Origin of the sequence: Gordonia otitidis, from assembly GCF_020735545.1 — a bacterium.
Taxonomy (GTDB): domain Bacteria; phylum Actinomycetota; class Actinomycetes; order Mycobacteriales; family Mycobacteriaceae; genus Gordonia; species Gordonia otitidis.
Genome location: NZ_CP085974.1, coordinates 902,657 through 928,025, shown reverse-complemented (window position 1 = coordinate 928,025; position 25,369 = coordinate 902,657). Strand labels below are relative to the sequence as shown.

At 66.3% G+C, this 25,369-nt stretch carries 27 protein-coding genes; 16 read left to right on the top strand and 11 right to left on the bottom strand.

Annotated features, from left to right (window positions below; all coding sequences use genetic code 11):
- Positions 1-73: 73 nt before the first annotated feature.
- Positions 74-367 carry an antitoxin gene (locus LK459_RS04145; protein WP_007239048.1) on the top strand — a complete coding sequence of 98 codons (294 nt, stop codon included), beginning with the start codon at positions 74-76 and terminating at the stop codon, positions 365-367.
- An 83-nt stretch (positions 368-450) separates the two neighbouring features.
- On the opposite strand, the gene LK459_RS04140 is transcribed toward LK459_RS04145, so the two are convergent.
- Entirely contained in the window at positions 451-1,062 is a 612-nt protein-coding gene (locus tag LK459_RS04140; RefSeq protein WP_007239049.1) for a DNA-3-methyladenine glycosylase, read from the bottom strand.
- Between LK459_RS04140 and LK459_RS04135 the strand changes: the two genes are divergently transcribed.
- A complete protein-coding gene (locus LK459_RS04135) occupies positions 1,040-1,477 on the top strand; it encodes a type II toxin-antitoxin system Rv0910 family toxin (RefSeq protein ID WP_007239050.1) in 438 nt (145 codons plus the stop codon). The two genes, LK459_RS04140 and LK459_RS04135, sit on opposite strands and share 23 nt — an antisense overlap.
- Before the next feature lie 69 nt (positions 1,478-1,546).
- Positions 1,547-3,445 (top strand): substrate-binding domain-containing protein, encoded by a 1,899-nt coding sequence (locus LK459_RS04130; protein WP_227921946.1) that lies wholly within the window; start codon positions 1,547-1,549, stop codon positions 3,443-3,445.
- A gap of 8 nt (positions 3,446-3,453) precedes the next feature.
- On the opposite strand, the gene LK459_RS04125 is transcribed toward LK459_RS04130, so the two are convergent.
- On the bottom strand, positions 3,454-4,359 hold the full coding sequence (locus LK459_RS04125) for a LysR substrate-binding domain-containing protein (RefSeq protein ID WP_007239052.1): 906 nt from the start codon (positions 4,357-4,359) through the stop codon (positions 3,454-3,456).
- Positions 4,360-4,452: 93 nt separating this feature from the next.
- Between LK459_RS04125 and LK459_RS04120 the strand changes: the two genes are divergently transcribed.
- The 10 genes from LK459_RS04120 (at position 4,453) to LK459_RS04075 (ending at position 13,839) form a co-directional block, all read left to right on the top strand.
- A complete protein-coding gene (locus tag LK459_RS04120; RefSeq protein WP_039994069.1) occupies positions 4,453-5,676 on the top strand; it encodes an acetyl-CoA C-acetyltransferase in 1,224 nt (407 codons plus the stop codon).
- Entirely contained in the window at positions 5,673-6,449 is a 777-nt protein-coding gene (pcaD, locus tag LK459_RS04115; RefSeq protein WP_227921945.1) for a 3-oxoadipate enol-lactonase, read from the top strand. Before LK459_RS04120 ends, pcaD begins: the two co-directional genes overlap by 4 nt.
- The gene (locus tag LK459_RS04110) at positions 6,446-7,264 is read left to right on the top strand and encodes a CoA transferase subunit A (protein ID WP_227921944.1); all 819 of its coding nucleotides are present in this window, start codon (positions 6,446-6,448) and stop codon (positions 7,262-7,264) included. The genes pcaD and LK459_RS04110 overlap by 4 nt, the downstream gene beginning before the upstream one ends.
- Positions 7,261-7,902, top strand: coding sequence for a 3-oxoacid CoA-transferase subunit B (locus LK459_RS04105; protein WP_007239920.1), 642 nt, complete (start codon positions 7,261-7,263; stop codon positions 7,900-7,902). Before LK459_RS04110 ends, LK459_RS04105 begins: the two co-directional genes overlap by 4 nt.
- Positions 7,903-8,319: 417 nt before the next feature.
- Positions 8,320-9,258, top strand: a complete 939-nt coding sequence (locus LK459_RS04100) for a LysR family transcriptional regulator (RefSeq protein ID WP_007239921.1) — start codon at positions 8,320-8,322, stop codon at positions 9,256-9,258.
- Positions 9,255-10,358: a mandelate racemase/muconate lactonizing enzyme family protein gene (locus LK459_RS04095; RefSeq protein WP_007239922.1), complete on the top strand. Its 1,104-nt coding sequence runs from the start codon at positions 9,255-9,257 to the stop codon at positions 10,356-10,358. Before LK459_RS04100 ends, LK459_RS04095 begins: the two co-directional genes overlap by 4 nt.
- A gap of 21 nt (positions 10,359-10,379) precedes the next feature.
- A complete protein-coding gene (gene catC / locus LK459_RS04090) occupies positions 10,380-10,664 on the top strand; it encodes a muconolactone Delta-isomerase (protein ID WP_007239923.1) in 285 nt (94 codons plus the stop codon).
- Between the two features lie 52 nt (positions 10,665-10,716).
- Complete coding sequence (gene catA / locus LK459_RS04085; RefSeq protein WP_007239924.1) at positions 10,717-11,595, top strand: catechol 1,2-dioxygenase; 879 nt, start codon at positions 10,717-10,719, stop codon at positions 11,593-11,595.
- A gap of 74 nt (positions 11,596-11,669) precedes the next feature.
- Complete coding sequence (locus tag LK459_RS04080; protein WP_007239925.1) at positions 11,670-13,277, top strand: AAA family ATPase; 1,608 nt, start codon at positions 11,670-11,672, stop codon at positions 13,275-13,277.
- Between the two features lie 10 nt (positions 13,278-13,287).
- Entirely contained in the window at positions 13,288-13,839 is a 552-nt protein-coding gene (locus LK459_RS04075) for a molybdenum cofactor biosysynthesis protein (protein WP_227921942.1), read from the top strand.
- A 211-nt stretch (positions 13,840-14,050) separates the two neighbouring features.
- Here the strand turns inward: LK459_RS04075 and LK459_RS04070 are convergent, their stop codons facing one another.
- A complete protein-coding gene (locus tag LK459_RS04070; protein WP_227921940.1) occupies positions 14,051-14,239 on the bottom strand; it encodes a hypothetical protein in 189 nt (62 codons plus the stop codon).
- A 93-nt stretch (positions 14,240-14,332) separates the two neighbouring features.
- Between LK459_RS04070 and LK459_RS04065 the strand changes: the two genes are divergently transcribed.
- A complete protein-coding gene (locus LK459_RS04065) occupies positions 14,333-15,034 on the top strand; it encodes a carboxylesterase family protein (protein WP_227921939.1) in 702 nt (233 codons plus the stop codon).
- 282 nt (positions 15,035-15,316) lie between these two features.
- On the opposite strand, the gene LK459_RS04060 is transcribed toward LK459_RS04065, so the two are convergent.
- The 8 genes from LK459_RS04060 to LK459_RS04025 form a co-directional block, all read right to left on the bottom strand.
- A complete protein-coding gene (locus tag LK459_RS04060; protein ID WP_007239928.1) occupies positions 15,317-16,267 on the bottom strand; it encodes a proline dehydrogenase family protein in 951 nt (316 codons plus the stop codon).
- Positions 16,268-16,270: 3 nt separating this feature from the next.
- Complete coding sequence (gene pruA / locus LK459_RS04055; protein ID WP_007239929.1) at positions 16,271-17,914, bottom strand: L-glutamate gamma-semialdehyde dehydrogenase; 1,644 nt, start codon at positions 17,912-17,914, stop codon at positions 16,271-16,273.
- 157 nt (positions 17,915-18,071) lie between these two features.
- The gene (locus tag LK459_RS04050; protein ID WP_007239930.1) at positions 18,072-18,869 is read right to left on the bottom strand and encodes an ABC transporter permease; all 798 of its coding nucleotides are present in this window, start codon (positions 18,867-18,869) and stop codon (positions 18,072-18,074) included.
- On the bottom strand, positions 18,869-19,750 hold the full coding sequence (locus tag LK459_RS04045; protein ID WP_007239931.1) for a 2-aminoethylphosphonate ABC transporter permease subunit: 882 nt from the start codon (positions 19,748-19,750) through the stop codon (positions 18,869-18,871). Before LK459_RS04045 ends, LK459_RS04050 begins: the two co-directional genes overlap by 1 nt.
- On the bottom strand, positions 19,747-20,925 hold the full coding sequence (locus LK459_RS04040) for an ABC transporter ATP-binding protein (protein WP_007239932.1): 1,179 nt from the start codon (positions 20,923-20,925) through the stop codon (positions 19,747-19,749). The genes LK459_RS04045 and LK459_RS04040 overlap by 4 nt, the downstream gene beginning before the upstream one ends.
- A gap of 1 nt (position 20,926) precedes the next feature.
- A complete protein-coding gene (locus LK459_RS04035; RefSeq protein WP_007239933.1) occupies positions 20,927-21,982 on the bottom strand; it encodes a 2-aminoethylphosphonate ABC transporter substrate-binding protein in 1,056 nt (351 codons plus the stop codon).
- A gap of 108 nt (positions 21,983-22,090) precedes the next feature.
- Positions 22,091-22,774 carry a phosphonatase-like hydrolase gene (locus LK459_RS04030; protein WP_007239934.1) on the bottom strand — a complete coding sequence of 228 codons (684 nt, stop codon included), beginning with the start codon at positions 22,772-22,774 and terminating at the stop codon, positions 22,091-22,093.
- A 33-nt stretch (positions 22,775-22,807) separates the two neighbouring features.
- Complete coding sequence (locus LK459_RS04025) at positions 22,808-23,962, bottom strand: TIGR03364 family FAD-dependent oxidoreductase (protein WP_227921937.1); 1,155 nt, start codon at positions 23,960-23,962, stop codon at positions 22,808-22,810.
- A 98-nt stretch (positions 23,963-24,060) separates the two neighbouring features.
- On the opposite strand from LK459_RS04025, the gene LK459_RS04020 reads away from it, so the two are divergent.
- Both LK459_RS04020 and LK459_RS04015 read left to right on the top strand, forming a co-directional pair.
- The gene (locus tag LK459_RS04020; RefSeq protein ID WP_007239936.1) at positions 24,061-24,621 is read left to right on the top strand and encodes a hypothetical protein; all 561 of its coding nucleotides are present in this window, start codon (positions 24,061-24,063) and stop codon (positions 24,619-24,621) included.
- Positions 24,618-25,322: a GntR family transcriptional regulator gene (locus LK459_RS04015; RefSeq protein ID WP_007239937.1), complete on the top strand. Its 705-nt coding sequence runs from the start codon at positions 24,618-24,620 to the stop codon at positions 25,320-25,322. The genes LK459_RS04020 and LK459_RS04015 overlap by 4 nt, the downstream gene beginning before the upstream one ends.
- The last annotated feature ends 47 nt before the right edge of the window (positions 25,323-25,369 follow it).

The window sequence follows — 25,369 nt, the reverse complement described above, 5'->3', positions numbered from 1 at the left end:
TGTGACGTGGCCGACCGGGCTGCGCGAACCCGACCCGCAGAGCGATGACGCAGAGCGGTGACGAGGAGAAGACATGGATCTCAAAGGACTCGTGGACAAGGCCAAGGAAGCGCTGCGGGGTAACCCGAGCCTGATCGACAAGGGCGGCGACGCCATCGACAAGGCGACCGGTGGCAAGTACGCCGACAAGGTCGACAAGGCGCAGGAAGCAGCGCGCAAGGCTGTCGGCGCCGAGGAGGACAAGCCCGCGCAGCAGAACCCGGCCCCGCAGAACCAGAACCCCCAGAGTCCGGCCCCCCAGAACTCAGCCCCGCAGAACCCGGCGGAACAGAAGCCCACGAACGAGCAGCCCCCGGCCAACGGCTGAGCGTCTTCGAACCAGGTTGCGGTTGCGATCGGTGTCACCACGGGTGACCGATCGCAACCGCAACTTTTGTCTCTGCGCTCGCTCTAGTCGGCCCGGGGATGACGTCGGTAGGCCGACACCGTCGGATCGTCGGTGATCCAGTAGCGCCACGCGACGTGGGCATTGCGTCGCACCCCGACGCGCGGACCCGAGCTGATCGCGAGCGGTGTCGACACGGGGCCGTCGATCTCACCAGGGGTGAGGAGTCGGACGCCGCGTGACCCGACAGCGTCGAGGTCGACGCCGAGATCGGCCATCGTGATCCCGAGCGCCCGGGTCAGATTCCCGGGGCCGCGAGCGAGTTTCGACGCCGCGATTTGTTCGCCGCGTCGGCGAAGCGCGACGTCGAGGCCGTCGACGACCTCACCCGCACGAAGCAGCACGGCCGACGCCTCGCCGTCTGGTCCGGTCACCACGTTGGCGCAGTGATGCCCATGGATGCGGTACACGTACAGCCGCGACGGCGGTCCGTACATGATCTCGGAGCGGGGCGTGCGGACGTAGGCGTGCGACGCAGGGTCGTGCGGGCCGGCGTAAGCCTCGACCTCGGTGATCCTGATGGTCACGTCGTGTGCGCGCAGAAATCGGCCCAGTAGGCACCGGGCTGCGGTGGTGACGCTAGGCTGACGAACCATGGCTAAGACGAGCGGCTCCATCGAGGTCGATCTCTCTCCGGAAGATACCTGGTCAGCAGCATCGGATCTGAGTCGGTACTCGGAGTGGCTGATCCTGCACGACGCCTGGCGCTCGCCGCTTCCCGAGCCGGGTGAACTCGCGAAGGGCACCGAGATCTCGTCCGTCGTCATCGTGAAGGGAACCCGGATTCGATTCGACTGGGTCGTCGACGCCTTCGAACCCACCCGCCAGGTCCGGCTCAAGGGCAGTGGCAAGGGTGGGATCAAAGCAAAACTCGATCTCGCCATTTCTCCCACGGACGCCGGTTCGTCAGTAGTCTTCACTGTTGATCTGGGCGGTCTGCCGTTGATCGGACCCGCGGGTAAAGCCGCGGCCATGGCGGTCTCGGGCGACCTGAACAAGTCACTGGCGACGTTTCGTGAGGTGTTTGCGTAGCGGCCGGACGGGGTCGGCCGCACACAGACCCGGCGCGGTGGCGCCGATGACACAGGGGGACGCACGACCATGGGGCGGCATTTTTCCGACTCCGATTCCGAGTTCGACGGTTCTCGGTCCGACAGCTCTGGGCTGAGCGACTCCGGGCACGGCGCCGATGATCGACGCCAGAGCCCTGGTGCGCCTGCCCAGGGCACGGTTGGCCCGGGCGGGCCAAGCCGGCTACGCGCAGGACAGACGCCGTCGGGCCGGCAGGCGGCTCAGCCCGGGTCGGGCCGAGCCGCCGCGGGTGGCCGGGGCGAGCAGTCGACGTCTCGCGGTAACAGGGCGACGCGCAAGGCGGGTTCGGGTGACGGCTTCGGATTCGAGCATCGTGAGGCGCGCAGTGGGCGTCGCGGGGTGTGGCTGTGGAGCGCTGCGGCGCTGCTGGTGATCATCGCGATCGTCGGCGGGATCGCGATCTGGAAGTCGGGAGTCGTCGGCGGATGCGGCGACCGGACACCGGTGAACATCGCAGCCGATCCGTCGATCAGGGACGCGGTGGCCGACGCGACGTCGAAGATGTCGTCGGATTCCTGCTACGACTACACCGTCACCGCGGTGGCGGGCGCCGACGTCCCCGGGCTGCTGACGAGCGGCGACAAAACACCCGACCTGTGGGTGCCCGATTCCAGCCAGCAGGCACGGCGGGTGACCACGCAGGTGCGCCGAGAGCTCGACACCGTGTCGCCGTCGATCGCCGCGACACCGACGGTCGTGGCGGGAACGCGGGTCGGGCGCCTGTCCAACTGGGTCGAGGTGATGAAGCTCGACGGTCTGCGCGCAGGCAACCCGATCGACACCAGCACCGGAGACGCACCCATTGTCGGCGCGCTCGCCGAGGTCGACGCGGGCAAGCTCACCAACGACGATCTCGTCGACGCGATGACCGTCCTCGCGGTCCAGCAGAACAACGCTCGTCTCGCCAACGACAACGAGGGCACCCGTCTCAACCTGGCCAACACGTCGTCGACGCCTGTCGTCACCACCGAGCAGCAATTGACGCTGTTCACCCGAACCCATCCAGGCTCGAAGCTCACGTCGTCGATCCCCGCTGACGGCACCGTGATGCTCGACTATCCGCTTGTGAACACCGCACCGTCGTCGCGCTCGGAGACTGCGACGGCAGCCGGGAAAGAGCTCGCCGACACGCTCACGTCGGGCGACGGCGCGTCGTCGATCACCGACGCGGGATTCCGAAAGCCCGGGGACACCAAGGGTTTGACGGTGTTGGCGCTCAAGGACCCCTCACAGGTCGACAAGGCGCTACGCCAATGGCAGGTGCTCGGTGTGCCGATCCGCACGCTCGTCGTGGAGGACACATCCGGATCGATGGCCGAGAAGGACGGCGACGAAACCCGTGCCCAACTGACGATCGGCGCGTCGCTGATGGGCCTCAAGCTCTTCCCCAACAACACCGAGATCGGTGGTTGGGCATTCGGCGTCAACAAGGGCGGACCGGGCCAGGACTGGAAGGAACTCTCGCCCATTCGTCGTCTCGACGCGACGTCGGCAAGCGGGGGAACTCACCGCGACGAACTGGCCGCCGCGGTGCGAGCCGGTCTCGCACCGTCGGAACTCGGAGGTGGCACCGGCCTCTACGACACGACGCTCGCGGCATTCAAGAAGGTCCAGGACAGCTACGACCCGAGTTACTCGAACAGCGTCATCATTCTGACCCACGGCCAGAACGAGGACCCCAACAGCATCACCCTCCGGCAGTTGCTGTCGCAGCTGAAGCGCCTCGAGGACCCGGCCCGTCCGGTACTCGTGCTCACCATCGGGATCTCCGAGGACGCCGACACCGAGTCGCTCGAGCAGATCGCGCGGGCGACCGGCGGGACGTCGTATGTGGCGAAGACGGCCAACGACATCCAGACGGTGTTCGTCGACGCCATCCGCGCCCGCGTGGAGGCTGCCGGGCGGTGACCCGACGCTCAGGTCGGTAGCGAGGAACCGTCGTCGGCGACATCGTGCAGTACGCGCAGTGCGCGGTCGACGAGCGGTGCGTCGGCTCTCACAAGTCTGGCGGCGGCGAGGTCGACGGGCTCGGGTTCGGGTGTCAGCGGGCGATAGCAGACACCAGCGACGCCCAGCGCCGCGGTCGGCGCGGGTACGACCGCGACGCCGAGTCCGGCGGCGACGAGTGTGACCAGCGTCGAGGTCTCCTGCACCTCGTGTCGGATCTGCGGGACGAAACCTGCCGCCGCGCACAGCGCCGCCAACTGTGTGTGCATCACCGAACGTCCTTGTCCCGCATGGGAGATGAAGTCGTCGTCGTTCAGGTCGGCAAGGGCGACGGCGGGCTGCTCGGCGCGTGCGTGACTGTCGGGGAGGGCGATCAGGAGTCGATCGCGACGTACGGGTGTGACGGTGACCTCGGGAGCTGTGATGGGAGGGCGCAGCAGCGCGAGATCGATGTCGCCGGCCAACAGTGCCGCGATTTGCGCAGGTGCGAGCATCTCACCGCGGACACTGACGTCGACGTCGGGAAGCTCCTCGCGCAGAGCTCGCACCAGGCGGGGAAGCAGTGAGTACGTCGCCGATCCGACGCATCCGATCGCGAGACGTCCCTGTGTGCCCTCGGCGATTCGCTTGGCATGTGCGCCCGCGTGGTCGACGGCGTCGAGAATCGCGACGGCTCGTTCGAGGTATGCCTTACCCGCGGGGGTGAGTTCGACCGTGCGGGTGGTGCGCACCAGCAGTCGGAATCCGAGTTCGTCTTCGAGCTGTCTGATCTGCTGCGACAGCGGTGGCTGTGCGATGTGCAGGCGTTCGGCGGCGCGTCCGAAGTGCAGTTCCTCCGCGACGGTGCGGAAGTACCTGAGGTGGCGGAGTTCCATGCGCTCAGGCTATCCCAATTGATATCTGTGAAGTCTTATTCGATCGCAAATGAATACTTCTCAATATGGCTGTCGGTTCGTAGGGTTGACGACATGAACGCCCCCACAGATGTCGTGATCTGCTCCCCGCTGCGAACGCCGGTCGGCCGCATGGGAGGTGCTCTCTCGTCGATGTCGGTCGCCGATCTCGCCACCGGATTGCTCCGTGAACTGACCACGCGTACCGGCCTCGGCGAGGGCGATGTCGACGACGTGATCCTTGGGCAGGGCTATTCGAACGGTGAGTCGCCGGCTCTGGGCAGAATCGCGGCGCTCGACGCGGGCCTCGGCGTCGGAGTCCCCGGCATGCAGGTCGATCGACGCTGCGGTTCGGGCCTGCAAGCGGTGCTGAACGGTGCCGCGCAGGTCGCCACCGGAGGCGCAGGCCTCGTGATCGCGGGCGGCGCCGAGTCGATGTCAAACGTCGAGCACTACGCCCTCGGCCTGCGCACCGGTGTGCGCGCGGGAGGCGTCGAGCTGATGGACCGTCTCGAGCGTGGACGACTGACCGCGGGCGGGCAGTCGCATCCCGTGCCCGGCGGAATGATCGAGACCGCGGAGAATCTGCGTCGTGAGTACCGGATCGGTCGGGACGAACAGGACGAGTTGGCAGTGCGCTCCCACCATCGTGCGGTGGCCGCCCAACAGGACGGCAAGTTCGACGACGAGATCGTCGCCGTGACCGTGCCGGGGCGGCGCGGCAAGCCCGACGTGACAGTCGATCGTGACGAACACCCGCGCGCAGATGCCAGCGTGGAATCGCTTGCCGGACTTCGCCCTATCCGACAGCGCATCGACTCCGAGGCGACAGTCACGGCGGGTAACGCGTCAGGTCAGAATGACGGCGCGGCCATGTGCGTCGTCACGACACGGGCCGAAGCGGAGCGTCGTGGCCTCGATCCCATGCTCACCCTGCGTTCGTGGGCGGTCACCGGCTGCGCGCCGGAGACGATGGGCATCGGGCCCGTCGCCGCCACCGCAGCCGCTCTCGCCCGCGCCGACCTCACACTCGACGAGATCGACCTCATCGAACTCAACGAGGCATTCGCAGCCCAGGTGCTCGCCGTTCTCGCCGAGTGGAAGGTCGACGCCGAGGACGACCGCCTCAATCCCAACGGATCCGGCATCTCCCTGGGCCATCCGATCGGCGCGACCGGTGGCCGCATCCTCGCGACGGCCGCTCACGAGGCGCGGCGTCGCGACGCCCGCTATGTGTTGGAAACCATGTGCATCGGTGGCGGGCAGGGGATCGCCGCGATCTTCGAGGCCACCCGATGAGCGCCGTCGAGGTCAGCGCGCACCTCTCGGGTAAGCCGGGAGCACCGGTGGTGGTGCTGTCGAATTCGCTGGGATCCACACATCGGATGTGGGACCCGCAATTGAGTGCTCTCGAGGAGCGATTCGCCGTGTTGCGCTACGACACGCGCGGTCACGGAGCGTCGCCGGTGCCGACGGGGCCGTACACCATCGACGACCTCGCCGACGACCTCGTCGGGGTACTCGACAGATTCGACGTCGCGTCGGCGCATGTCGTCGGACTCTCCCTGGGCGGGCTGACCGCGATGCGAGTGGCGATCCGCAATCCCGAACGCGTGAACAACCTGGCCCTGCTGTGTACCTCAGCCCATTTCGCGCCCGCGCAACCGTGGATCGATCGGGCCGCGACGGTGCGCGCCGACGGGGTCGGCGCCATCGCCGACGGCATCCTCACCCGCTGGTTCACCGCGGAATACCTCGCGGACGAGCGTCACGCCGAGTCGATCGCGTGGTATCGCACGATGATCGCCGACACGCCTGCCGAGGGATACGCGGCCTGCTGTGAGGCGCTGGCAACCGCCGACGTGCGCGACGACCTCGGTTCGATCAAGGCGTCGACACTCGCCGTCGCGGGAACCGACGACCCCGCCACACCGCCCGAGCGCCTCGCCGCGATCGTCGACGCCGTACCCGGCGGACGTCTGGAGGTGGTCGCGCACGCGGCCCATCTGGCGAATGCCGAACAGCCGCAAGTGATCACATCCCTTCTTCTCGAACACCTGGAGCACTCATGACCAACGCGAATCCGTCTGCGCGGTACAGCAAAGTGGCCGACTCGGCCGCGGACGCCGTGGCCGACATCCCCGACTGCGCGAGTCTCGCGGTCGGAGGTTTCGGACTCTCCGGGATCCCCAAGTTCCTCATCGACGCCCTGCTGGCGCAGGGTGCGAGTGGCCTGACCATCGTGTCGAACAACTGCGGCGTGGACGGTGCAGGCCTGGGCCTGCTGCTCGAGGCGCGTCGGATCGACAAGGTGATCGCCTCCTACATCGGTGAGAACAAGGAGTTCGGCCGACAGTTCCTCGCGGGAGAGGTGACCGTCGAACTCACCCCGCAGGGAACTCTCGCCGAGCGTATGCGCGCGGGCGGCAGCGGAATCGGCGCGTTCTACACACCGACCGGCGTGGGGACACCCGTCGAGGAGGGCGGCCTGCCGTGGCGGTACAACTCCGACGGTTCGGTGGCGTTGGCGTCGCCTCCGAAAGAGGTGCGCACGTTCCACGGCAAGCAGATGGTGCTCGAGGAATCGATCATCACCGACTACGCGCTGATCCGGGCAGCCGTGGTGGACACCGCGGGCAACTGCTGCTTCCACGCCGCCGCACGCAATTTCAACCCGCCTGCGGCCATGTCGGGACGCATCACGATCGTCGAGGCCGAACGAGTCGTCGAGGTCGGCGAACTCGATCCCGACGAGGTGCACCTGCCCGGCATCTTCGTGCAGCGCGTCGTCGAACTGACACCGCAGCAGGCGGTCGACAAAGGTATCGAACATCGGACAACCCGCCCGCATCCCGCGGCGGTCGGCGCAGCGGAGGCGACATCATGAGCTGGACTCGTAACGAAATGGCCGCGCGCGCAGCACAAGAGCTGCGTCCCGGCGACTACGTCAACCTCGGTATCGGATTGCCGACGTTGATCCCCGACCAGATGCCCGACGACTCGGGCATCACCCTGCATGCCGAGAACGGCATCCTCGGTGTCGGCCCGTTTCCCTACGACGAGGATGTCGACCCCGACCTCATCAACGCGGGTAAGCAGACCGTGTCGACGCTTCCCGGGGCGTCGTTCTTCGACTCGGCGACCAGTTTCGCGATGATCCGCGGTGGTCACGTCGACGTCGCCGTACTCGGTGGGATGCAGGTGGCCATGAACGGCGACCTCGCGAACTGGATGGTGCCGGGCGCGATGGTCAAGGGCATCGGCGGTGCGATGGACCTGGTCAACGGTGCCGAACACGTCATCGTGCTGATGGAACACGTCACCAAGAAGGGCGACCCGAAACTCGTCGCCGACTGTTCGCTTCCACTGACGGGACGTGCGGTCGTGGGTCGCGTCATCACCGACCTCGGGGTCTTCGACGTGGCAGGCGATGGATTCGATCTCGTCGAGCTGGCGCCGGGCGTCGAGCTGGCCGACGTCGAGGCCAAGACCGGTGCGCCGGTGCGGACACAGGTGACCGCGTAGGTTCGGCGGCGTTGCGGCGCCGGTGCAAAAGTAGGGGAAGGGTTCTTTCCGCGGGTTTCGTCTCCTTCCGCGTGTTGTTTGGCGGGGAGGGGTGTGGATCTAGGGGAAAGGCTCCTTCCCTTAGTTTCTGCGCGCGGTCGTGGCCCCGTGCACTAGGTCCTGCGGCGCACCCCGCGAGCCGCTTGACAGCACGCGCCCCCACTACAGGCTGACCCGCCACTCTGACCGTCACATGAGGACTCTTGCCACCACCGTCCAATTGATCGACACCATCGATCAATCACGCGAATATGAGTCCTTGTCTTGTATGGATCAGGCTCCTACCGTGGATCCCGGAAGTGGCGGCAGTCACATGGCGCCAGGGGAGTGACTCAGCCTTCGCTTCGTCCGGGGAGTTGGCACGAGAGGAGTGGTGACATGGAGCTACGGCATCTCCGCTATTTCGCTGCGGTCGCCGAGACCTGTCACTTCGGTCAGGCTGCGGCGTTGCTGCACGTGGCGCAGCCGGCACTGTCCTACGCGATCCGCCAGCTCGAGGCGGAACTCGACGTGACGCTGCTCAACCGCACCACCAGACAGGTCTCGCTGACACCCTCCGGGCACTACCTGAAGGGCGAGGCCGAACGCATCCTCGCCGACGTCGACGGATGTGTCGAGGAGGTTCGCCGTATCGCTGCGGGGCGCAGCGGACTGGTGCGTCTCGGGTTGACCGGCATCGGGGCCTTCTCTCATCTGCCGCGCATCGCCCGCGCCGTGAAGCAACAGTTGCCCGACGTCGAGCTGTCGATTTCGGCCGATATGTTGACACCTGTCCAGCGCGAAGCCCTCGAGGCAGGCGATATCGATCTCGGCCTCCTGCGTCCGCCCGTCGCGGGCGACGGCATCGAGGTCCACACGATCGACGTCGAACCGCTGGTGCTCGTCGTGTCCTCCGATCACCGTCTCGCAACCGAACCCGTTGTGGCGCTGTCAGATCTGCGCAGTGAGCCCTTCGTCATGTACGACAGTCGCGATTCCGCGGTCAACGATGCTGTGCTGCGCGCCTGCGGCAGCGCGGGTTTCGCTCCGCAGCGCGCCCATGATGCGTCGGGTACGCCCGTGTTGCTCGCGCTCGTCGCAGCGGGACTCGGCGTCGCGGTGTTGCCGGGGTCCGTGCGCTCCTTGTCGTCGGCGGGCGTCGTCGTACGTGATCTCACCGATGCCGGGTCCATCGAGGTGGCTCTCGCATGGCGTGCCGACGACGACAACCCACTCGTGGCCACCGTCTCCGACGTGATCACCGCAGCATTCGGGTCCGCTGCGACCCGTCGGCATGACACAGCCCCCGAACTCTCCGCTCAAGGAGCCACATCGTGAAAATCACCGAGGTCGAGGCGATTCCGTTCGCCATCCCGTACTCCAAGCCGCTGCGGTTCGCGTCCGGTGAAGTCCATGCCGCCGAGCACGTGCTCGTACGCGTGCACACCGACGAGGGGATCGTCGGTGTCGCCGAGGCCCCACCGCGTCCCTTCACCTACGGGGAGACACAGGACGGCATCGTCGCGGTCATCACCAAGGTGTTCGCGCCACAGATCATCGGACTCACGCTTCTCGAACGCGAAGTGGTCACCGAGCGACTCGCCCGCACCGTCGGTAACCCCACGGCCAAATCCGCAGTGGACATGGCGATCTGGGATGCACTCGGCAAGGTGCTCGGGCTCTCGGTCGCCGATCTTCTGGGCGGCTACACCGATCGGATGCGCGTCAGTCACATGCTCGGGTTCGACGAGCCGTCGGTCATGGTGAACGAAGCGGCCAGGATGCGCGACACCTACGGCATCACCACGTTCAAGGTGAAGGTCGGACGTCGACCGGTATCCCTCGACACCGCCGTCGTGCGGGCGTTGCGCGAGAGTTTCGGCGACGCCATCGACTTGTACGTCGACGGCAACCGCGGCTGGTCGGCGTCGGAATCCATGCGCGCCATGACCGAGATGGCCGACCTGGGACTGCTGTTCGCCGAAGAGCTCTGTCCCGCAGACGATGTGCAGGGCAGACGGTGGTTGGTCGAACGACTCGACGTTCCGTTCATCGCCGACGAATCGGTTCCCGACCCCGCCGACGTGACCCGCGAGATACTCGGGGGATCGGCGACGGCGATCAGCATCAAAACGGCGCGAACGGGTTTCACCCGATCACGTCGCGTCCACCACCTCGCAGAAGGTCTCGGCATCGAGGTGGTGATGGGCAACCAGATCGACGGACAGCTCGGCACCGCATGCACACTGGCGTTCGGTACCGCCTTCGAACTGACCTCGCGGCAGGCGGGCGAACTCTCCAACTTCCTCGACATGAGCGACGATCTGCTCACCGAACCACTGCAGATCTCCGAAGGAGTGCTGCACCGCTCCGAGGCGCCGGGCATCGGCGTCGAGATCGATCCCGACAAGCTGACCCGCTACCGACTCGACCGCTGACGCGGTTTTCAGGAGACACAGATGCTTTTCCACGTACGCATGGACGTCCACATCCCGCACGACCTCGATCCTGATGTCAGGGCCGAGACCGTGGCACGGGAGAAGGCGTACTCCCAAGAGCTGCAACGGAAAGGCACGTGGCCACACATCTGGCGCATCGTCGGCGAGTACTCGAACATCTCCATCTTCGACGTTGCCGACAACGACGAGCTCCACACGATCCTGTCCGGCCTCCCGTTGTTCCCCTACATGGCCATCCGGGTGACACCACTTGCCACCCACCCATCAGATATCGCTGCGGGCTGACCGGCCCCACCCGCAGTGCAGCCTTCCGGCCATCGCACAAGGAGTACCCATCATGACAAAAGCCATGGACGCCAGCTTCGACGCTGAAGTCACCGCAAAGGCATCGGAATCGGGCGCGAACGCCTCGGCTCGATTCCGTGAGCGCATGTCCACCGGCGGTCCCCGCGCAGGCGTGGTCGACACGGCACGCGTCGACTATCTGGCCAGCAAAGCGGTGAAGGCGCTCAACGACATCATCCTCGAAGACCGCGTGAGCTACGCGGAGTACAACGCTCTCAAGGCGTGGCTGATCAAGGTCGGCGAGGACGGCGAGTGGCCGCTGTTCCTCGACGTGTGGCTCGAGCACTCCGTAGAAGAAGTCGCCAACGAGCACCGCGAGGGCAGCAAGGGCACCATCGAGGGCCCCTACTACATCGAGGGTTCCCCCGAATTGCCCTGGAATGGCACGATTCCCATGCGCGACGACGAGCCGGGAACCCCGATGGTGTTCTCCGGGCAGGTCCGCGCCGTGGACGGTACGCCGCTGTCGGGTGCCCGGTTGGAGCTCTGGCATGCCGACGACCTCGGCTTCTATTCGCAGTTCGCTCCCGGCCTTCCCGAGTGGAACCTGCGTGGCACCTGGGTCGCCGACGACGAGGGGCGGTTCGAGATCCACAGCCTGCAGCCCGCGCCGTACCAGATCCCCACCGATGGTGCGTGCGGGCAGCTCATCGAGGCCGCGGGCTGGCACGCGTGGCGGCCCGCACACCTGCACTTCAAGGTGAGCGCGCCCGGATATGAACTGATCACCACTCAGCTCTACTTCCCCGGCGACCCGCACAACGACGACGACATCGCCTCGGCGGTCAAGCCGGAGCTGATGCTCGATCCGCAACCTGTCGAGGGAGGCGTCGCCGTCGAGTACGACTTCGTTCTCGATCCGGAGGCCTGAAAGTTCCATCCCGACTGCGATCGGACGCCCCGTCCACTGCGGAGCGTCCGATCGCCGACCATCGGAGGTCGACAATGCTGGTTGCGCCAACGACACTCGTCGCGAACACGTCGTCGGACGACCTGGCACGCGTGCGCAGCCAGGCTTCCTCGTGGCGATCCCCAGAGATCGCCATCTCCGACCGCGATCTCAGCGACGCCGCACTCGATGACCTGATCGTGACCGCGGAGAACACCGGAGAGGACTCGTTCGCCCGCGCGGTCGCCGCGATTGCTTCGGCACGCTCCGGCGACTTCCCGGCCATTCCCCATCTCGACGCCGCCGTCGAGGTGTTCCGTACATTCCTTCGACACGAGATGATCGACGGTTGGCTCTACGTGCGTGAATCGGACGGTTACCTCCACCCGTATCTGGTCATGGACATCTCGCTCGAGCACGGCGATCGCACCCACGGCCCCCGGATCAAGTTCACGACCGAAGCCGACAACGCCACCGTGAAGCGGCCCTCGCGTAAGCCGCGGGTCCTCTACTTCGAAGACACCGAAGTTGTCGGCAAGACACCGGCCGATGTGCTGCTGGCGGGCGGCGCCTACAAGGAGAGTGTCGACCTCAAGGCCGAGTATGAGGCGCGTCGGGATCGCTACCAGCAGATCATCGACACCGGTTTCGGGCAGCAGTACACGTTCACAGGCACAGTGATGCGCGCCGACGACTACCGCTCACCGAACGCGCGCAAGAATCGCAAGGTGGTCCACGACGTCGCGCCGGACGAGATCGCACCGCTGCGCATGGTCGCGGCCTCGGTGCTCTACGACGGTTCCCGCTACGGCGGGGACGACTTCGGTCCCGTGCCCGTCACCACGGCGGTCCGCGTGTTCGACCTCGGCGCGCAGGACTTCCTCGACGTCAACACCGCCGACCTCACCGAGTACACCTACGACGCGCATCTACAGGACAAGTTGGTGCTGCCCGACGATCAGCGCGAACTGTTGAACATCCTCACCACCGACATCTCTGTGTTCACCGGCGACATCATCGACGGCAAGTCGGCGGGCAACGTGATCCTCGCGAAGGGACGGCCAGGCGTCGGCAAGACGCTGACCGCCGAGGTGTATGCGGAAGTCACAGGCCGACCGCTGTATTCGATCCACTCCGGCTCACTGGGCATCACCGCCGAATCGGTGCGCAAGAACCTCGAGGTGATCTTCGACCGCGCCAAGCGGTGGGATGCGGTGCTGTTGCTCGACGAAGCCGACGTCTTCGTCATGGAGCGCGGGCTCGACCTAGCCCAGAACGCGATCGTAGCCGAATTCCTGCGCACCCTAGAGTATTTCGACGGGCTGCTGTTCCTCACCACCAACCGCATCGACGGCGTCGACGAGGCCATCCTCGCGCGGTGCGCTGCGATCATCTCCTACGCGCCACCCGGCCCGAAGGACGCGCGGCAGGTTTGGCAGATCCTCGCAGCCGGCAACGACGTGATCCTCGGCGAGGATCTGCTCGACGACCTCGTCGGCGGCTTTCCCGACATCACGCCGCGCGACATCAAGATGTTGCTGCGCCTCGCGCTGCGTATGGCGCGGCATCGCGACGTCGAGCTCGACGCGTCGGTCTTCGCCAGCAGCGCGGTGTTCCGCGGATTGCGCTACGTGCCCCAGAGCGAGCGACAGGTGCAGCAGTAGCCTGGAGGGCATGGAGTTCGAGTACGACATCGAGATCGTCACGTTTGTCGTCTCGCCTGCCCACGCCTACTTCGGGCGGCCCAAGGACGGCCCGGCCGGCGACGTGGTGACCATCTCTCCGGAGGCGGTGGACATCGTGGCGGACAAGGGGATTCGCGGCGACAGGTTCTTCGGGGTCCGTGCGCACACCGAGGCTGCGGTGACGTTCCTGGCGCTCGAGGCGTGGGAGGTGGCCGCGGGTGAGGTCGATCCGGTGGTGGCGCGGCGCAACGTGGTGGTCCGCGGGTTGGAACTCGATCCACTACGGGGCCGCGAGTTCAGCATCGACACCGGAGACGGACCTGTGCGATTTCGTGGCGGGCGCCCGGCGCACCCGTGCTCGTGGATGGACGCGATGGCGGGTGACGGTGTGCGCAAGGCGCTGATCGGTCGCGGCGGGCTGCGGGCGCAGCCACTGACGTCGGGGACACTACGACTTGGCACGGCCTCGATCATCACCGATATCGAACTCGACGCTGCCCGCGCCGCCGCACAGGTTACGCGCGCGCAACCGCTGCGGTGAACCCCCGCTGGTTGAGCCAGGGGAGAGTGCCCGGCTCAACGAGCGGAAAGGAATCGGCGTTCTGAGCGGAGTACCACGCGGAAGCGGGGGCGTCCCACACCGGCAACCTACCGGCCGGACGTCAACGCACAGTCGACGTCGAGATGGTTCACAGGAGGAGAGTCGAGACTGAGTAGGTGACCACGACTCGAAGCCTGACCAAGCCGTTCCGCTATTTCATCGCCTTGCTGACCACCGTGACCATCGTTTCCGCGTGTTCAACTGACACCTCCTCCTCGTCTGGAACCTCCTCGTCTGCTTCGGCAGTGTCGAGTTCGGCTACCGACGCCTCTGGGCTCGATGCAGGGTTGGAGACAACCCCGGTGTCGACGTTGTCGAAGGAAGTGGGAAGCAAGTTCACGCAGGCCACTTACACCGACGCCAAGACCGGAAAGACGCTGCCGTATAACATCTTTCTTCCCGAAGGGTACGACCCTCCAAGAAGTACCCGCTGGTGCTCTACATCGGTGACTCGAGTCTTGTCGGCAAGGCAGTGACGACGCCCCTTTCGCAATATGGGGCGCTGATCTGGGCGAGTCCGCAAGAGCAAGCAAAACACCAGGCCATCGTCGTGGTCCCGGAGTACCCCGAGGTCACGATCGACGACAACAACGGATCGCAGACAACCACGCAGTGGATCAATACCACCACCGGTCTCGTGTCGCATATCCAGCAGACGAAGAGCGTCGACTCGGCCCGAATGTATGCGACGGGCCAGTCCATGGGAGCCATGATGTCGCTGTACATGGCTGCTCAGAATCCCGATCTGTTCGCGGCGGAGTACTTCGTTTCCGGGCAGTGGGACATCTCCGAGATCCAGGGTCTGACGAAGAGCAAGTTCTTCTACGTGACGGCGGCTGGTGACACGAAGGCGACGACTGGACAGAGCGAGGTCAAACAGATGCTGGCGGCCGCGAAGGTCCCGTATGCTTCTGGCACCTGGGACGCGACGTGGAACAGTGATCAGACGGCGGCAGCGTCGACCCAACTGTTCGCCCAGCACGCGACGGACTACTTTGTCACTTTCAAGGCCGGAACTGTCCTCCAGGCAAATCCGAGCGCGGGTTCGATGGAGCACATGGCGTCGTTCGAACCCGCCTATCGGCTTACGGCAGCACGCAACTGGTTGTTCGACCAGCAGCGATCCGCGACGTAGATGGCTTTGCTTCCGCTGGTTGAGCCGGCGCGAGAGTGAGCGAGTTGCCGCGTCGAAGCCTGGGGCGGGGGTGCTGGTTTCGACTCGGGCCTGCGCTGGCGCTTCGGCCCGGCTCAACCAGCAGATGGGGGCTCGGCTCAACCAGCAGATGGGGGCTCGGCTCAACCAGCAGTTGGGGCTCGGCTCAACCAGCAGTTGGGGCCCGGCTCAACCAGCAGTTGGGGGCTCGGCTCAACCAGCAGTTGGGGGCTCGGCTCAACCAGCGGCTGGAGGCCGACTCACTCAGCCGGACGTCAACGCGCGCAGGAAGAATCCCAGATTCGCGGGCTTCTCGGCGAGGCGTCGTACGAAGTAGCCGTACCACTCCTGGCCGTACGGGATGTAGACGCGCACGGTGGCTCCCGTCGCGGCGAGGCGCCGCTGCTCGTCGGTCCGAATTCCGTAGAGCATCTGGTGTTCCCAACTTCCCGGGTCGCGACCGAACTCAATCGCCATGAGTGCTGCCGCGGAGATCATCGTCGGATCGTGGCTCGCCACCATCGGATACCCGTTGCCTTTCATCAGGATTCGCAGGCAGCGTAGATAGGCCTCGTCGATCAGGGAGCGTTCGGGGTAGGCGACTGAGGCCGGTTCGGCGTAGGCGCCCTTGCACAGTCGGATACGGGCGCCGGAGGCCGCGAACTCGCGGCAATCGTCTTCGGTGCGACGGAGATATGCCTGCAGAACCGTCCCCAGATCGGGATAGTCGGCGCGGAGGGTGCGAACGATGTCCAGCCGTTCGTCGACTGTCCCGTGATCCTCGGCGTCGACGGTCACCAGCACGCCTGCGGCTGCGGCCGCACCACAGATGGTGTGCGCGTTCTCCTCGGCGATCTTGCGTCCGTGCCGGGGGAGACACTGTCCGAGAGCAGTCAGTTTCAGCGACACCTCGAGCGCTCCTGGTGGAGCGGTGAACGCCGACATCCGCTGGATGAGAGACACATACGCCGCCACCGTCGCAGACGCCTGCGACTCCTCGGTGGTGTCCTCGCCGAGATGGTCTATGGTCACCGACAGCCCGCTGTCGAGCGCGGTCGTGATCGCGCCGAGGACATCGGGCTCGGTCTCACCCGCGACGAAACGATCGACGACGCGCTCGGTGATCGGCAGTCGTTGCGAGGTCGCCTTGATCCGCTCGCTGGCGGCTGCGCGCGTGATCACCGGGCGCAGAACGGAATCGAAGAGTGTACTCATCGTCTACTCACCTGTCTCTGTCGTCATGTGCGGATACGACGAATGAGTCGGCGGCACGAACGTTTCCTTGATCGTGCGCGTCGACGTCCAGCGCATCAGATTCGCCTTCGAACCCGCCTTGTCATTGGTGCCAGACGCCCGTCCGCCGCCGAACGGTTGCTGTCCGACGACGGCGCCTGTCGGTTTGTCGTTGATGTAGAAGTTTCCGGCGGCGTTGCGCAGAACGTCCGACGCCGTTGACACCGCTGCGAGGTCGTTCGCGATGATCGACCCGGTGAGCGCGTAGCGGGCGGTCGAATCCACCAGGCGCAGCGTCGAGTCGAAGTCGGCGTCGTCGTAGACGTGGACCGAGAGGATGGGTCCGAAGTACTCGGTGGAGAACGCCTCGTCGGACGGGTCGTCGCCGAGCAGGACGGTCGGTCGTACGAAATAGCCCTCGCTGTCGTCGCACTGTCCGCCGACCGCGACGGTCATCGATGCGACGGTTTTCGCACGATCGATCGCCGCGACCTGCTTGTCGAAGGCGCGGCGGTCGATGACAGCACCACCGAAGTTGGACAGGTCACGCACGTCGCCGTAGCGCAGATCTGCTGCCTCGCTGAGGAAATCGTCGCCCATGCGGTCCCACACCGAACGCGCGATGTAGGCACGCGAGGCCGCTGAGCACTTCTGGCCCTGGTACTCGAAGGCGCCGCGGATCAGAGCAGTGCGCAACACGTCGGGATCGGCGGACCGGTGGGCGACCATGAAGTCCTTGCCGCCGGTTTCGCCGACGAGTCGCGGGTAGCTGCGGTAGCGGTCGATGTGTGTTCCGACCTCTCGCCAGAGATGCTGGAAGGTCGCGGTGGAGCCGGTGAAGTGGATGCCTGCGAGGTTCTCGTCCGTGAGCGCGACGTCGGACATTGCGCGTCCGTCGCCGTTGACGAGGTTGATCACGCCGGCGGGGAGTCCGGCCGCTTCGAGGAGCCTCATGGTGAGGTAGGCCGAGTAGGCCTGGGTGGGTGAGGGTTTCCAGACGACGGTGTTGCCCATGAGCATCGGCGCGGTCGGCAGGTTTCCGGCGATGGCCGTGAAGTTGAACGGTGTGACGGCGTAGACGAATCCGTCGAGCGGTCGATGATCGAGACGATTCCACACCCCCGGCGACGAGACCGGTTGTTCCGCGAGGATGTCGCGTGCGAACTCGACGTTGAACCGCCAGAAGTCGACGAGTTCGCACGGCGCGTCGATCTCGGCCTGCTGCACCGTCTTCGACTGTCCGAGCATGGTGGCGGCGGCGAGCCTCTCGCGCCACGGACCGCTGAGCAGGTCCGCTGCGCGCAGCAGTATGGCCGCGCGGTCGTCGAAACTCGTGTGTGCCCACGAGTCGGCGGCGGCGAGCGCCGCGTCGACGGCCGAGCGCGCGACGTCGTGGGTCGCGTTGGTCATCGTGGCGAGCACCTCGCGGTGCGCGTGGGGTTGGACGACGTCGATGCGTTCGCCGTCGCCGATGTGCGGGGACCCGCCGATGATGTGCGGCAGTTCGGTTGGGTCGGCGGACGACTGTCTGGCGAGTTCGTCGACGATGCGTGCGCGTTCGGGGGTGCCGGGGGCGTAGGTGTGCACCGGCTCGTTGGCCGGGCGTGGGGGTGTGGTGATGGCGTCCATCAACCCAGTTCAGCCGACCGCGTCGACTACGAACATATCCAGTTGACCAAATCAAAGGCCCGATGTGTTATCGGATCGGCCAAGAGGGGCGCGCGTACCGACTGCGGTAGGCGCGCCCCAGAGTGTGTGCCGAGGAGGTGTTCTCGCGGTGTGACGGTCAGCGTGCGGCCGATCGCGTGCGAATCCTTCCGAGAATCGAGAGCGCTATCAGCGTGGTGGCCAGCAGGACGGTTGTGCACGCTGCGGCGGAGAACACCTGTCCGCGGTCGGAGAGACCGAAGATGGTGACGGGCAGCGTCTTCCAGGTCGCCGGATACACCATCACCGTGGCGCCGAGTTCGCCCATCGACAGGGCGACCGCCAGTCCGGCTGCCGCGCCGAGCGCTGGTGTCAGCATGGGCAGGGTGATGCGGGTCAGGACGCGCAGCGGGCTCGCCCCCAACGACTCCGCAGCCTGCTTGTACGCGGGATCGAGGCGTTCGAGCGCAGCCGAGACCGCACTGAATGCGAACGCGAGGACCAGCACGGTGTGGGCCACGATGACGATCCAGCGGGTACCGCCGAGTAGCAGCGGCTTGGCGTTGAAGCTGATCAGCAGTCCGAGCCCGACCGCAACCGACGGCACGGCGATCGGCAGGTGAAAGACCGCGTCGGTGAAGCGACGTACCGGGGCCGGTGCCTCCCGCGATGACAACGCGGCCCAGGTGCCGAGGATCAGGGCGATCACACCGGCGATGAACGCCGTCTGCAGGCTGACCGAGAGCGACGCCAGGTTCTCTCCCGACATCGCGTCGCCGAAGTGCGCGAAGCCGAGGTTCGACGGCAGCGGTCCGGTCCAGGAGCCTGCGAAGCCGGCGATCACCACGGTGGCGATCGGTGCGACGAACACCACGAGCACGACGACGGCGAAGACGATCCAGGTGATCATCCGGCTGGTGCGGGTCCAGAACAACATCAGATCTTCTCTCGACGAGTGGTGACACGGGCGAAGAGCAAGCGGTACGCACCGTAGAGCAGCAGCGACAACGCGACCTGGACTGTGGCGATCACGGCGGCTCCTGGTAGGTCGAAGGTGACGATCCCGCGGGTGTAGATGAGCACCGGGAGCGTGGTGACGTCCTTGGCGCCGGTGAACGCGACGATGCCGAACTCGTTGAGCGTCAACAGCAGGACCAGGCTGCCGCCTGCTGCGAGTGCGGGCCATGCCTCAGGGAGGATCACCGAGCGCAGTACGCGCAGCGGTGAAGCACCCAGGGAGGCGGCGACATTGAGTTGATCGGTCGACATCACCGCGAACGACGCCAGCAAGGGGCGCACGACAAACGGTGTGAAGAAGGTGATCTCGGCGAGGATCACACCCCACGGCGTCGTGAGGAAGTGCAGTGGCCGTTCGCCGGTGATCGCGGCGATCGCCGAATTGACCGCTCCCGCGGACCCGTACAGAAACGTGAACGCCAGGGTGATCAGGAACGACGGTAGCGCGAGCACGGTGTCGATCATGCGGGCAACCAGACGTGATCCGGGGAATGGGACGAAAGCCAGCACCACGGACAGGAAGGTGCCGAGTACGACGCAACCGATCGTCGATGCCACAGCGATCCACGCCGTGGTGCCCAGCGAACGGAGGAACACCTCGCTGCCCAGCACCGCGCTCCAGGTGCTCTGCCCCTGTCCGCCGGCCGATTCGGCGAGCATCCGGATCAGGGGGTACACCGCGATGACCACGATGATCACGACCGGTGGAAGCGCCCATACCGTTGCAGAGATCCGACGTGGCGCCGGATTCACCGGTGGGGTCGTCGGCGGCGCAGGGTCGGTGAGCGTTGCCGAGGTCATCGCGGGCCTCCCGCTGTGTCGACGAGGGTGCCCGCGGGATCGGGCAGCCTGACGCCGACGACCTCGTCGACCGGATGATCGGCGCGGCCCGCGACGTCGGCGTCGACGAGTTGGTCGGGCAGACCGTCGACGGCGAGCGTCAGTCGCGTCGAGGCACCGCGCCAGACCGACGAGGTGACCCGCGCGCGCAACGATCGGTGTGCGCCGGCGGCGGTGACCTCGATCTCGTGCGGGCGGATGCACAGGTGTGCCGGAAGTCCCGGCGTCCAGCGTGATACCGGATCGGGGGCGGCGGCCGACAGCATCTTGTCGCCGACCTCCACGAGCGCTGTCGAGCCTGACACCCGGCCCACCCGGCAGGGCAGGAGATTTGCGCCACCGAGGAACGACGCAGTGAATCCCGACGGCGGACGAGTCCACAACTCCTCGGTGGTACCGATGTCGACCAACTGCGCGTCGCGCATCACCCCGATCCTGTCGGCGAGCGCCAGGGCTTCGGTCTGATCGTGTGTCACGTACAGCATCGTGGTGTCGGGCAGCGCATCTCGTAGGCGCTGCAGTTCGCCGACCATCGACTGTCGTAGCGCTGCGTCGAGAGCCGCCAGCGGTTCGTCGAGCAGCAACACGTCTGGCCGGATCGCCAGTGCGCGTGCGATCGCGACCCGCTGCTGCTGGCCGCCGGAGAGTTCCCGCGGCAGCCGTGAGGCGTAGTCGGACATGCTCACCATGGACAGCGCTTCGTCGACGCGTTGGCCGATCTCCCGCTTGGGCACTCGTTGTGCCCGCAGTCCGAAGGCCACGTTGTCGCGAACCCGCATGTGCGGGAACAGTGCGTAGGACTGCACCACCACACCGATCCCGCGGCGCGCAGGGGGAAGGTCGGTGATGTCGTTGCCGGACAGCCGAACCCGTCCCGACGTCGGACGGACGAATCCGGCCAGTGCCTTGAGCGCCGTCGACTTGCCGGAGCCACTGGGTCCGAGCAGGGCGACGGTTTCGCCACGTGGCACCCGCAGGGTGAAGTCGCGCAACGCGTCGGTGACATTCTTGCCGCGCCCGTAGGTGACGGACACCCTGTCGAACGCGATGGCGGGCTGGGTGGCGACCGCACCGGCACGCCCAGGCTCGATGTCGTCGGTCTGTACTGCTCTGCGTGTCAGGGGATTACGGGCCATGTCAGCTGCCCGTCGCCTTCTGGTACGCGGCGACGTCGGAATCGAGTGAACCGAGCACCGACTTCCAATCCGGTCGCCAGATGGTCACGCCCGCAATGGTCGCGGCAGGGCTCGGGGAGGTGGTCGGGGCCGTGACGTCGGTGCGTACCGAGACGCCGAGGGCGTCGGGTCCGACGGTGTTCTGCACGTCCTTCGACAGCAGGAACGTCAGAAGCTTCTTGGCCTGGTCGGCATGCGGTGCGCCCTTGGTGATTCCGGCGAAGTACGGCAGCGACACCGTGGTGCGCGATCCGTCGGGCATCGCGGGGAAGAAGAGGTCGAACTTCGAGCCGTCGTCGCGTATCGACGCCAGATTCATCTGTACGTCGCCGTTGGCGACAAGGAGTTCGCCGTTGCTGACCTTGGGCTGTAGCTTGCCGGTCGAACTCGACGGCCCGACGTTGTTCGACTGCAGCTTGGCCAGGTAGTCGAGCGCGCCCTGCTTGCCCATCAAGTGCTGCAACAGGAGCAGAACGGCGGTCCCGTCACCTGCCTGGCCCGGCGTCGAGTACTGGATCTTGCCCTTGAAGCGCGAGTCGAGCAGGTCGTTCCACGACGCGGGAGCAGGCTGCGCAGACGGGTTGCGGATGAAGGAGAGGTAGTTGTCGACGATCGCTACGTAGTTGCCGCCGGGTCCGATGGCCGACGGGTCGACGCCCGAGGTTTCGGCGCCATTCGCGACGAGCAGCCCGTCCGCGTCGGCCTTCTGGATGAACGGGGGCAGCGTCACCAGCAGGTCGGCCTGCGGATTGGACTGCTCCTTCTGGACACGTGAGACCACCTCGCCCGAACCGGCTTCCACGACGTTCACCGCGATGCCGGTCTGGTCCTTGAACTTGGCGAACTCGGTTTTGTACCACGAGCCGAGGCCGTCGGCGGTGTAGACGGTGAGTGAGTTGCCGTCGGATGTATCCGACGATCCGGTGCCGCCGCACGCAGCGGTCAGCGTGACCGCTGCCACCGTTGCGGCGAGGGCGATGGCCCGCGTCGACGAGCGGGTGAGTCGGGACAAGCGCATGAGGGAACCCCCTGGGAGTGATGACGTGAACGAGATGCGTTGTGTGCGCCGATGCAGCACATCGCGGAGGGATGGATGGAGCGTCGAGTTGAGGTGTCGGTGGGGTGATCAGTTGCGGAATAGTGTTGCGGCAGCGCGGATATCGGTGACGACATCGGTCGCGCCTGCAGCGCGTAGAGCGTCCTCGTCGTGTGCTCCGGTGAGCACGCCGGCAACGATGCCCGCGCCTGCCCGGATGCCGCTGGTGATGTCGTTGGCGGTGTCGCCGAGTACTGCCACTTGACGCACGTCGTCGACGCGCAGGGTGATCAGGGCCGACAGGATCATGTCGGGGTACGGGCGTCCACGCAGCGTCTCCGACGGCGCGATCACCAGGTCGGCGATGTCGTGCCAGCCGAGCGAATCGATGAGCAGCTTCTGGGTCGATGCGCTGAAACCGGTGGTCAGTGCCACCTTGATCCCCGCGTTGCGGAGCTCGGAGATCGCCTCTGCCGCACCGTCGATGGGCGCCACAGCGCCGTCGACGATCGCGGCGTCGTAGGCCTTCTCGAAGGCGGCGTTCGCGGCCTGCGCGCGGGCTTCGTCACCGTCGACGAGATGACGGAAGACGATGATCTTCGACTGTCCCATCGTCTCGAGGACGTAGCGTCGGATCTCGTCGTGTTCCGGGCCTTCGGTGGGCAGGCCCACGGCGGCGGCCGCGGCGTCGAATGCGGCGAGGACAGTGCCGCCGTCGGCGACCGTCGTGCCTGCCATGTCGAGTGCAGCGAGGGTGATCTGGTTGTCGGACAAGGGATTCTCCTTCGAGAAGATGGTGTCGGGGGTCTATAGGTTGATCAGGTCGGCGGTCTGCTCGCCGATGGCCGGTCCGAGCGTCATACCGCGGCCTCCCGGGCCGGTGACCGCCCAGATACCGGGGGAGGTCTCATGTCGATAGACCAGTTGCGTCGGGTCGAGGCACTGCGAGTACACCCCGGCCCAGCGGCGGGCGATCGGGGGCAGCGAACGCCCGAGGAGGCTCTCCACCACACCGACGAGATGCTCGTAGGGCTCCTCGGTGACATCGAATCCGAACACGTCGGCGTCGTCGCCGTCGGCGGTGCGGTCATAGGCGTGGGTGTCGCCGATGGTGAGTCCGCCGTCGAGCCGCTGCACGCACAGCAGCTGCATGTGATTGCCTGCAGCCACAGGAGTCTGGGGTTGGATGCCTGCGAGGTGATCGAGTGCGTCACCCGCGAACGCGGGGTAGTAGCGGAAGCTGTCACCGTCGGCGATGGCCGTCGTCAGCTTCTCGTCGAGTGGGGCGGTTTGCATCATCTGCAGGCGAACGCGCCGCACCGGCGGTTCCTCGCCGACGAGGTCGCGCAGCAGCCCGGCGTGTGCGGCGCCGGTGCACACGATCGCCTGGTCGGCGTGGTGGGTCACGCCTCGGTCGTCGGTCACCCGCACCCCTCCGGAGGTCGACTCGACGGTGCGTACCTCGCGGCCGCCGAGGAACTCGAAACGTCCTGTGGCGGCGAGGAAGGCGCGCAGGGCGGGCAGCGCCACCCTGGACTCGACAGCGCCGTCGCGTGCGCAGTGCAGCCCGGCCACATAGGTGCCGCGCAGTGCGGGGTTGAGTGCGCGGACCGCGGCGGGATCGAGCAGCGAGAACTCACGCTCGGTGGAATCCGCGCGTGCCACAGTCTCTTCCGCCACGGCCAACTCGGCTTCGGTGCGCACGAGTGTGATCGAGCCGCACGGCCGGAAACCGATTCCGGGGACGTCGGTGCCGATTTTCTCCCAGAGATCGCGGGAGCGTTGCGCCGCCGCGAGTTCACCGGAGGAACGGCCGGAGACCCAGACAAGGCCGAAGTTGCGGACCGTGGCGCCGCGCGCTTCACGTTCGCGTTCGATGAGCAGCACGTCGTGCCCACGCTCGACGACTGCCAGTGCATGAGATGTGCCGAGGATTCCGCCTCCGACGATGATCAACTTCATGTGGACCAGTCTGACTCATTGGTCTAGACCAAACGACGACAATTCGGAGAACACTGGGTTAACTCTTGGTCTAGACCGAATTGAGTAGCATGAATCGCATGCTGCCGGATGCGAATGCCCCCGCTGAACTCGACGGCGTATTGCGTTCGCTGCGGGGCGTCTGGGACGAAGAGGCCGTCGACGAGCTCGACCACGCGCTGCAGGCCGGGTGGCAAGCACTGCGCGCGTCGTGCGACGACGAAGTGGTCCTTGCTGCGGCCCTGCACGACGTCGGCCACAGTCCGCTCGTCCGATCGACCGGATGTCACGACACTGATGCCAGGACCTGGCTGACCCCGCGATTCGGCGAGCGTGTCGGATGGCTCGCCGGCTCGCATGTTGCAGCAAAGAAGTGGCTGGTGGCCACCGAACCCGGCTACGGCGAAGGACTCAGTGCGACGTCGATCGACTCCCTTGCGCTACAGGGCGGGGCGAGCGGTGTCGGCCCCGAATGGACCACCCACCGTTGGTGGGGTGAGGCCCTCGCCCTGCGTCGATTCGACGACGCCGCCAAAACCCCTGGCGCGGCGGCACTCACGATCGACGACGTGGTCGCGGTGGCGCGCCGCGTGGTCGATGCGCGGGCTCGCGGCGTCGACCCATCCGAGGAACGCCGATGACAACCGATGCCCAGCCGAAGTACCTACGCGTGCGTGCCGAACTCGAGAGCGTCCTGACCGGGCTCGCGGAGGGTGACGCAGTGCCCTCCGAACGCGCGCTGTCCGAACGGTTTTCGGTGGCACGGGAGACCGTACGTCAGGCGCTGCAGGAACTGCTCGTCGAGGGGCGCATCGAACGTCGGGGGCGGGGCACCGTGGTGTCGGCGCCGAAGATGGTGCAGCCGTTGTCGTTGAAGTCCTACACGGAGGGCGCACGACAGTTCGGTCGGGTGCCGAGCCGTATCCGGATCTCGTTCGACGACGTCGTACCGGACGAATCGGTCTGTGCCGGGCTGGGCGTGGCGCCGGGGTCGACCGTGATGCACCTCGAACGTGTGCTGCTCGCCGACGGTCAGCGGCTCGGCCTGGAGAGCACGTTTCTGCCCGTGGGGCGATTCGGGCACTTCTATGAGACCTTCGACCCGGAAACGTCGCTGTACACAGCGATCCGTGCCGAGGGGGTCACCTTCGCCAGCGCCGAGGAGCGAATCGAGACGGCACTGCCGAGTCCACGGCAGGCGCGCCTGCTCGAGACGACGACCGCCATGCCGATGCTGATGCTGCGCAGACGATCCCTTGACCAGAACGGCGAGCCGATCGAGGTGGTCTGGTCGCTGTTCCGCGGCGATCGTATAGCGTTCCAGGCCACCTTGCGGGAGTGAGTGGGCGGGTGTGCTGGTTTCGGCACCGATGCTCGCTGCGCTCGCGC